We start from the raw sequence: 8799 nt of genomic DNA, 5'->3' as shown, positions 1-8799 counted from the left end.
AGGAGGTGAGGGAAGGACGACATGACGGCCGCGTGCATGGCCTGAGGTGAGGACAGGAGGCGGCGGGCGCCGGGCCGCGCGGTGTTGACGCGGAAACGGGAGAGGAACATCAGACGCTCTCATCCTCCGAGACATCGGGCAGGGCCTCGAACGGGTCGTGCCGCGGCGCCTCGTCCGGCGGACCGGGCGGCAGGGGTACATGGGTGGTGACGACGGTGCGCAACGCGTGCCAGGCGGCTGTAGCGGAGCAAGAAGCCTGGCCAGACGGGTCCGACAGTCCTCGTCGAGCGTGAGAATCAGCTGGTCGGACAGCCAGGGGCTGTCCTTGCCCTGCCAGGCGCGCAGATACAGCCGCTCCAGTTCCTCGATGGCCCGGTCCATGGTCTCGGCGGAGGAGAACTGCAGGGGCAGCCGCAGCCCGCACCCGGCCGCCGTACGGGCCGCGAACGGTGTCGACGTCTGCTCCCGCGGCAGCTCCAGACCTCCGCGCCGCCGGCCCTTCCGGCCCGCCTCCAGCCAGGGCAGGGTGGCGAGGCTCCCGTCGTCGCGCCGCTGTACGACGACGACCTCCAGGCTCTCCCGGCCGTCCCGCACCTGGGCCCGCCCGGCCCGGCTGTCGTCGGCGTCCCCCACCCCCGCCGCCACCCAGCCGAACAGCGGCCTCCCCGGCCGTCCGACCTCACCGAGACGGAACACCGCCGCCCGCTCGGCCTGGTCCGCCCGGTGCTCGTCGAACCGCACCCGGGCCTCCTCCAGCGCACCGGCCCAGTGCTCCGGTCCGGCCGGCCCCTGCCCGTACGCCCCCTGCACCAGCACACTGATGTCCGACGGCAGCCGCACCGGGCGCTCCGGTCCGCCCTCCAGGTGGGGCAGCAGCGCCGCGGCCGACCGCAGCAGCGCGTACCGCCCGTACACGGCGACCGAGCCCCGCACCGGATCGGGCACGTCCGCCGTCCGGTCGCCCCAGTCCGCTCCCGTCAGCAGGCAGCGGGCCCTGCGCAGCCGCTCGGGCCGCTCGCTCTGGCCCGGTCCACGCCGGTGGCGGTGCAGCCGGCCCATGCGCTGCAGGAGCAGGTCCACCGGACACAGATCGCTCACCAGCAGGTCGAAGTCCACGTCCAGGGACTGCTCCGCCACCTGGCTGGCCACCACGATGTGCCGCCCGACGGGCCGCCCGGTCGCCTTCCCCGGCGGACCGAAACGATCGAGCAGATCACGGTCCTTGGCCGCCCGGTCGAGATCGACGAAACACGAGTGCGCGACAGTGACGTCCTCGTCACCGAACCTGGCCCGCAGCACACGGGCGGTCTCCAGCACCCGTTTGACCGTGTTGCGCACCACCAGGACGCACCCGCCCCCGGCGAGTTCCTCCTCCAGCCGGCCGGTGAGGACGTCCAGGCCGTCGGCGAGCCGCTCCACCTCCACGTCCGTGGCCCGGCCCGACGCCCGCGGACGGCGCACCACCGGGACGCCCCCGGGGACGACGGCGGTGAGCAGCGGGTACGCGCTCTCTTCCGCCTCCGTGCTCTCCTCGGCGGTGCCCCCTGGACCGCCCCCTGCATACGCCTGCAGAAGTGCACGCCGACGGGCGGCGGGCAGCGTCGCCGACAACACGACCACCGGCACCCGGTAGGCCCCCAGCCACGACAGCACTCGGTCGAGATACACGCTCATGTAGGTGTCGTAGGCGTGTGCCTCGTCGATGACGACGACCTTCCCCGCGAGGGCCAGGTGCCGAAGCGCCAGATGCCTGCTCTTCAGCCCCATGAACAGCAACTGGTCCACGGTGCCTGTCACGAACGACGCCAGCATCGCCTTCTTACGGCCCCGCAACCACGCGTGCGCCACCAGTTCGGCACCCGCACGACGCCGCCCGTCATCCGGCTGCCGCCGGACCGGAACCGCCGTCTCCTCACCCACATCGACGGCCGTGACCCGCCCCGCACGCGCCATCAACCCGGCGAAGTCCTCGTTGAGCGCCGCCTTGGAATGGGCCAGATGTACCGACCGGCGTGTGCCTCCCGCCCCGGGCAGCCGCCTCATCCAGTCGAGCAGACGCGGGAACATCGCATTGCCGGTGGCCATGGTGGGCAACGCGAAGAACACCCCTCCCGCACCCGAGCGCGCGGCGAAGACCTCGGTCACGGCGAGCGCCGCCTCCGTCTTGCCCTCGCCCATCGGCGCCTCGACGATCATCAGCCCCGGCGCCTCCGTCTCCCGCGCGAGCTCCACGGCCGCCTCCTGCACCGGGCGTACCGTCGCTTTCGCGGGCAGCCCGAACCGGGAGGCGAACAACTCCTGCGCGCTCCCGTCGGGTTCCTCGGCCCGCCAAGGTTCCGGCAGGTCCAGGCCCCGCCAGGCCGCGGCGAGGCGCTCCTCGTCGCTGCGGGACGCCCCGTCCGGGAAGTACGGGAAGAGATCCGGGTTGCCGGCGATCCAGTCGGAGACGATGACCAGCGCGGTGAGCAGCACCCGCACCGGCTGCGGCAGCTTCACCACCCGCCACGCCCCGAGTCGCTCGGCCACCCCGAAACGCTCGGCGCAGGCATCGAGCAACTCGGTCTGCACCTGCCGCCAGACGCGACCACTCGGCCCCGGAGTATGCAGCAACTCCTCATGCTCGTAGAGGGCCTTGATCTGCCCGTGCTCGGGCGGCACCCCGTGATGCCCGCCCACGGCAACCGTGAACTGCCCGGTCCGGGCGGACGCCCACCCGTGCCGCTCCTCCAGCCAGTCCCCCAGCAGCACCTGCCCGGCCAGACCGTGCGGCGCGATCCGACGGTCCGGCCCGAACGCCTTCGCCGAACGCATCTCCAGACCCTGGCCGCGCATCGCCTCGGCAAGCTGATCGACCCGACAGGCGAACGCGGGCGTGGCCTTGCCGATGTCGTGCACGCCGGCGAGCCACACGGCGAGGGCGCGTGCGTCCACCTCGCCTCGCGGCAACCCCTCGGCGACCAGCCTGCGCACCCCTACGGGCAGCCACCGGTCCCACAACAGGCCGGCCACCGCGGCACTGTCCTCCATATGCCGCCACAACGGCAGCCAGCCCTCGGTGCCATGGTCATGCTTGGCCCACACGGACCGGGCCGGCCCCCCAAGCCGGCACAGCATGCCCGAACGGGCAATCCCCCCACTGTCCATGGCGGATTGATACAGGGTCAGCAGGATGCCGCGCACTCGAATCCGCGAAACAGTGGATCTAGTAAGAGAAAGGGCATCCGGCGGCGTACGCTGAGGGATTCGCCATTGCCCCGCCAAGAAGCACTCGCAAACCGAAAAACACCTATGCCTCATTTGCCCGAATCCGCAAAAGTCGACGAGACCACGTCCCCGCCGCCATAAACTCCCAGCTCACGCAGTCTGCTCCCCGCACCCGCGGGGATGGTCCCCGGCCGCCGATGGACTCCGCCCAGTTGCTGCGCTGCTCCCCGCACCCGCGGGGATGGTCCCCGCGGCCTTGATCGTGTTCGGTGTGCTGCAAACTGCTCCCCGCACCCGCGGGGATGGTCCCAGCGCCAGCTGCGCCTTGTTCGCATCGAGGTACTGCTCCCCGCACCCGCGGGGATGGTCCTCAACAGGTACGTGATCCCGCGAACCAGAGAAACTGCTCCCCGCACCCGCGGGGATGGTCCCATCCCGGTGAGGGTCCGGCGGGGCGGGGAATGCTGCTCCCCGCACCCGCGGGGATGGTCCCAGCCGTCGGAGTCGGCGTCGACCCAGTGCCGGCTGCTCCCCGCACCCGCGGGGATGGTCCCCACGAGGAACTGGTCGCTGGGGAGGTCCATGACTGCTCCCCGCACCCGCGGGGATGGTCCCGACTTCCTTTGGAGGCCCCGTGGCAGCCCCGGCCGCTCCCCGCACCCGCGGGGATGGTCCCCGGCGAAGTCCAGCGCATACGCCTGGCCGACGCTGCTCCCCGCACCCGCGGGGATGGTTCCACCCCGTACGAGCTGCCCGACCACCCGTCGGCTTCCTCCCCGCCCCCGCAGAGGAAGACCCCGGCTCAACCTCTGCGTGTGTGGTCCCGGCGCCCCGACCGGACGCCTTCGCCTGGCTGGTGAGCCGATGCACCCGTGACGGCGACGGACGGCCGCTGTACCGGGCCCCGAGTGCTTCCGGGCCGGTCGCCCTGCCCGGGCCTGCTGGGCCGGACGGTGCCGGTAGGCTCCCGTCCATGCGGATCTCCGTCTCCTCCGACATGGACGAACCCGTCGCCCGCCTCCTCGTCGAGGAACTGCGCCGGCGCGGCCACGAGGTGCTCCCGCACGGTGCGCTGCACCCCGGCGAGGACAGCCGGTGGGCGGTGTGCTCGGAGCGGGCGGCCCGGGAGGTCGCCGCCGGGACGGCCGATCAGGCCGTGGTGTGCTGCTGGACCGGGACCGGCGCGTCGATCGCCGCCAACAAGGTGCCCGGCGTCCGGGCGGCCCTGTGCACCGACGCCTACACCGCGGACGGCGCCCGCCGCTGGAACGACGCCAACGTCCTCGCGCTCAGCCTCCGGCTGACCTCCGGGCCCCTGCTGGAGGAGATCCTCGACGCCTGGTTCGCGGGCACGGCCGGCGACGACGAGGAGGACCGGGAGAACGTGGCGCACGTGGAACGGCTCGACAGGGATGGCCGGACCGTTCCGTAGCGGGGTCGCGGAGGCGGGCCGACGGCCACTCGGATCTTCGGCCCACCTCAGCAGCAGGCAGCAGGCAGCAGGCAGCGCGCCCGCGTCCGGGACGGGGACGAGCGTCCCACGGACCGCGCCCCGCGTCGGTCAGGCGGTCAGTACCTTCTCCAGCGCCCCGAGAGCCTGCCGCAGCTCGTCCTCGGTGACGGTCAGCGGCGGCGCCAGGCGGATCGTGGAGCCGTGGGTGTCCTTGACGAGGATGCCCTCCCGCATCAGGCGCTCGCTGACCTCGCGGCCGGTGCCGAGAGCCGGATCGACGTCGACGCCCGCCCACAGGCCGCGCGCCCGGAAACCGACGACGCCCTTGCCGGTCAGCGCGTCGAGGCCCTCGCGCAGCACCACGCCCAGCTCGGCCGCCCGGCGCTGGAACTCACCGGTCTCCAGCAGCTCCACCACCGCCGTGCCGACCGCCGCGGCCAGCGGATTGCCGCCGAACGTCGAGCCGTGCTCGCCAGGCCGCAGCACCCCCAGCACCTCCCGGCTCCCGACCACCGCCGACACCGGCACGATGCCGCCGCCCAGCGCCTTGCCGAGCAGGACGAGGTCCGGGACGACGGACTCGTGCTCGACGGCCAGCGTGCGCCCGGTGCGCCCGAGGCCGGACTGGATCTCGTCCGCGACGAACAGGCAGCCCGCGCGGCGGGTCAGTTCCCGTACGCCGCTCAGGTAGCCGTCGTCCGGGACGACGACGCCCGCCTCGCCCTGGACCGGCTCGATCAGCACGGCCGCCGTCGTCTCGTCGACCGCCGCCTCCATCGCCGCCAGGTCGTTGTACGGCACGATCCGGAAGCCCGGCGTGAACGGACCGAAGCCCGACCGGGCCGTCTCGTCCGTCGAGAAGCCGACGATCGTCGTCGTACGGCCGTGGAAGTTGTCCGCCGCGACCACGATCGTCGCCCGGCCGCCGGGGACGCCCTTCACCTCGTACGCCCACTTGCGGGCCACCTTGATGCCGCTCTCCACCGCCTCCGCGCCGGTGTTCATCGGCAGCACCATGTCCTGGCCGGTCAGCGCGGCCAGCCGCTCGGCGAAGGCGGCGAGCCGGTCGTTGTGGAAGGCCCGGGAGGTGAGGGTGAGCCGGTCGAGCTGGCGGTGGGCCGCCTCGATCAGCGCCGGGTGGCGGTGGCCGAAGTTGAGCGCCGAGTACCCGGCGAGCATGTCGAGGTAGCGGCGGCCCTCCACGTCCTCCACCCAGGCACCCTCGGCGCGGGCGACGACCACGGGCAGCGGGTGGTAGTTGTGCGCGAGGACGGGCTCCTCGGCGCGGATGAGCTCCTCCGAGCTGCGCGTGCGGTCGGCGGATGCAGTCATGAGCGGTTCTCCCGGATCTCCTGGGTGCAGCACTTGATGCCGCCGCCTGCCTTGTGGAGCTCGGACAGGTCGACGGGGACGGGGACGTAGCCGCGGTCGGCGAGCCGGCCGGCGAGGGCGGTCGCCCCCGGCGAGATGAACACGTGGCGTCCGTCGCAGACGGAGTTGAGCCCGAACGCCAGGGCGTCCTCGCGGGTGGCGACGACCGCGTCCGGGTACAGCCGGGCGAGCACCTCGCGGCTGCCCGGCGAGAACGCCTCGGGGTAGTAGGCGATGTTCCCGTCGCCTCCCTCGCTCCCGTCGTCGAGGACGAACAGTGCCGTGTCCAGGTGGTAGAAGTACGGGTCCACGAGCGTCAGGCCGATCACCGGGACGCCGAAGAACTCCTGCACCTCCCGATGGGCCTCCCGGGTGGTGCGGAACCCGGTCCCGGCGAGGATCCAGCGGCCCGCGGGCACCAGATCACCCTCGCCCTCGCAGACCGACTCGGGGTGGTGGACCTCGAACCCCGCCTGCTTGAACCACGCCTCGTAGGGCACGGACTCGGGGCGGCGTTCGGGCGCGTGGAAGAGGGAGCCGAAGACCCGGCCCTCCACCACGACGGCCGCGTTGGCGGCGAAGACCATGTCCGGCAGGCCGGGCACCGGCGCCACGGTCTCCACGGTGTGGCCGTGGGCGCGGTAGGTGTCCACCAGCGCCTGCCACTGGTCCAGGGCACGGATGACGTCCACGGGTTCGCCGGGCCGCATCCAGGGGTTGATCGCGTACCGCACGGCGAAGTGTCTGGGTTCGCAGACGAGGAAGCGCCGCCGGCGCGGCACACGGGAGCCGGGCACGGAGCCGGGCACGGAGTCGGACACAGAGGGGTTCCTCCGCTTCCTGACGGTGAGTGACGGGGTGATGACATCACGGTAGGAACCGGCGGAGGCGGACGACAAGCGACAAAAGCTGCGTGTCGGCGCAGCAATGCTGCGTTTTTCCCCAGGTCAGCGCAGTTCTGCTGCGCTCTGGGGCGCGGGATGGCTGGCCCCGGCCTCCGGGCTCTCCGGGATCAGATGGGACAGCACCATCACACTGATCGTCTTCCGGATGAACGGCTCCGCGCGGATCCGCTCCAGCACCTCCTCGAAATGCTCCACGTCCCGCGCTCGCACGTGCAGCAGCGCGTCCGCCCCGCCGGTCACCGTCATCGCCGCCGTGATCTCCGGATGGTTGCGCACCACCTCCGCCAGCCGCCGCGGCGGCGCCGCGCCCTCGCAGTACACCTCCACGTACGCCTCCGTGCGCCAGCCCAGCGCCGACGGCTTCACCGTCGCCGTGAACCCGGTGATCACCCCGGTCTCCCGCAGCCGGTCCACCCGGCGCTTGACCGCCGTCGCCGACAGCCCCACGCCCGCGCCGATCTCGGCGAAGGACGTCCTGGCGTTCGCCATCAGCGCGGTGATGATCTTCCGGTCGAGCTCGTCGAAAGGCGCCGGCCTGCTGTTCATGCGGGCACTGTATCCAGCGCGAACGTCCACACCGGACACGTGTGCAGGCGTACGGATTGCTCCTAGACTCCACGTTCATGCTGCGCGCCCTCGCCGTCGACGACGAACGCCCCTCCCTGGAGGAGGTGCTCTACCTGCTCAACGCCGACCCCCGGATCGGCAGCGCGGAGGGCGCCGGCGACGCGACCGAGGCGCTGCGCCGCATCAACCGCGCGCTGGCCTGCGGCCCCGACGGGCCCGACGCCCTCGACGTGGTCTTCCTCGACATCCAGATGCCGGGCCTGGACGGCCTGGACCTGGCCCGGCTGCTGACCGGCTTCGCCCGGCCGCCGCTGGTCGTGTTCGTCACCGCCCACGAGGACTTCGCCGTGCAGGCCTTCGATCTCAAGGCCGTCGACTACGTCCTCAAGCCCGTCCGCCGGGAACGGCTGGCGGAGGCGGTCCGCCGCGCCGCCGAACGGTCCGCCGCCGGCCACCGCGTCGCCGGCCCGCATGCCGCGGGCCCGCATGCCGCGGGCCTGCATGCCGCGGGCCTGCATGCCGCGGGCCCGCACGCCACCGGCCCGCACGGCGCCGCGCCCCGCATCCCGGTGCACGAGCCCGACCCCGACCACCTCCCCGTCGAGCTCGGCGGCGTGACCCGTTTCGTCGCCGTCGACGACATCACCCACGTCGAGGCCCAGGGCGACTACGCCCGCCTGCACACCGCCCGGGGCAGCCACCTCGTCCGCATCCCGCTGTCCACCCTGGAGGAGCGCTGGCGCTCCCGCGGCTTCGTCCGCATCCACCGCCGCCACCTGGTCGCCCTGCGCCACATCGGCGAACTCCGCCTGGCCGCGGGCACCGTCAGCGTCCTGGTCGGCGGAGAGGAACTCCAGGTCAGCCGGCGGCACGCCCGCCAGCTGCGGGACCTGCTGATGAGGAGGCCGTGACGGTGCCGCACCAGGACCCCGCCCCGCGCCGCGTCGTCGTCACCGGCCCGCCCCGCCGCGCCCGCCGCGCCCCGGGCCCCCACCGCCCGCGCACCGAGATCGACGAGCAGACCACCCTCGGCCACACCTACATCCGCTCCCTGATGCGCACCCAGCTGCGCGCCGCCCTCGCCGCCCTCGCGGTGCTCGGGCTGCTCGTCGGCCCGCTGCCGCTGCTGTTCGCGGCGCTGCCCGGCGCCCGCGGCGCGCAAGGGGCCGTCCTCGGCTTCGGCCTGTACCTCCCGCTCGTCCTCCTCGCCCGCTGGTACGTGCGCCGCGCCGAACGCAACGAACGCGACCTCGTCCGCCTGGTCGAGGACCGCCTGGTCGAGGACCGTTAGGCCCCGCA

General features: G+C 73.1%; 7 protein-coding genes, 1 pseudogene and 1 CRISPR repeat array. Of the genes and pseudogenes, 3 read left to right on the top strand and 5 right to left on the bottom strand.

Going from position 1 to position 8799, the window contains the following annotated elements; genetic code table 11:
- Positions 1–110 (bottom strand): type I-E CRISPR-associated protein Cas6/Cse3/CasE (locus ABZ340_RS32930; protein ID WP_358785548.1); only part of this gene is annotated, 110 nt, incomplete at its 3' end.
- A gap of 148 nt (positions 111–258) precedes the next feature.
- Positions 259–3114: pseudogene (cas3, locus tag ABZ340_RS32925) on the bottom strand (CRISPR-associated helicase Cas3'); the annotation flags it as partial.
- 249 nt (positions 3115–3363) lie between these two features.
- Positions 3364–3941: direct repeats of the CRISPR family, unit length 29 nt; unit sequence CTGCTCCCCGCACCCGCGGGGATGGTCCC.
- Between the two features lie 236 nt (positions 3942–4177).
- Between cas3 and ABZ340_RS32920 the strand changes: the two are divergent.
- Positions 4178–4636: an RpiB/LacA/LacB family sugar-phosphate isomerase gene (locus tag ABZ340_RS32920; RefSeq protein WP_358785544.1), complete on the top strand. Its 459-nt coding sequence runs from the start codon at positions 4178–4180 to the stop codon at positions 4634–4636.
- Between the two features lie 129 nt (positions 4637–4765).
- On the opposite strand, the gene rocD is transcribed toward ABZ340_RS32920, so the two are convergent.
- From rocD to ABZ340_RS32905, 3 genes are all read right to left on the bottom strand, one after another.
- Positions 4766–5989 (bottom strand): ornithine--oxo-acid transaminase, encoded by a 1224-nt coding sequence (rocD, locus tag ABZ340_RS32915; protein ID WP_358785543.1) that lies wholly within the window; start codon positions 5987–5989, stop codon positions 4766–4768.
- Positions 5986–6825 carry a dimethylargininase gene (gene ddaH / locus ABZ340_RS32910; RefSeq protein WP_358785547.1) on the bottom strand — a complete coding sequence of 280 codons (840 nt, stop codon included), beginning with the start codon at positions 6823–6825 and terminating at the stop codon, positions 5986–5988. The genes rocD and ddaH overlap by 4 nt, the downstream gene beginning before the upstream one ends.
- Before the next feature lie 150 nt (positions 6826–6975).
- The gene (locus ABZ340_RS32905; RefSeq protein ID WP_358785542.1) at positions 6976–7479 is read right to left on the bottom strand and encodes an Lrp/AsnC family transcriptional regulator; all 504 of its coding nucleotides are present in this window, start codon (positions 7477–7479) and stop codon (positions 6976–6978) included.
- A 77-nt stretch (positions 7480–7556) separates the two neighbouring features.
- Here ABZ340_RS32905 and ABZ340_RS32900 point away from each other — a divergent pair, with 77 nt between their 5' ends.
- Together ABZ340_RS32900 and ABZ340_RS32895 are read left to right on the top strand one after the other, a co-directional pair.
- Positions 7557–8411, top strand: coding sequence for a response regulator transcription factor (locus ABZ340_RS32900; RefSeq protein WP_358785541.1), 855 nt, complete (start codon positions 7557–7559; stop codon positions 8409–8411).
- 2 nt (positions 8412–8413) lie between these two features.
- Positions 8414–8791 (top strand): hypothetical protein, encoded by a 378-nt coding sequence (locus ABZ340_RS32895; protein ID WP_358785546.1) that lies wholly within the window; start codon positions 8414–8416, stop codon positions 8789–8791.
- The last annotated feature ends 8 nt before the right edge of the window (positions 8792–8799 follow it).

The organism is Streptomyces sp. NPDC006134, assembly GCF_040628835.1.
Classification (GTDB): Bacteria; Actinomycetota; Actinomycetes; order Streptomycetales; family Streptomycetaceae; genus Streptomyces.
Note: the sequence above shows the minus strand (reverse complement) of the source record. Positions and strands in the feature narration are given on the sequence as shown.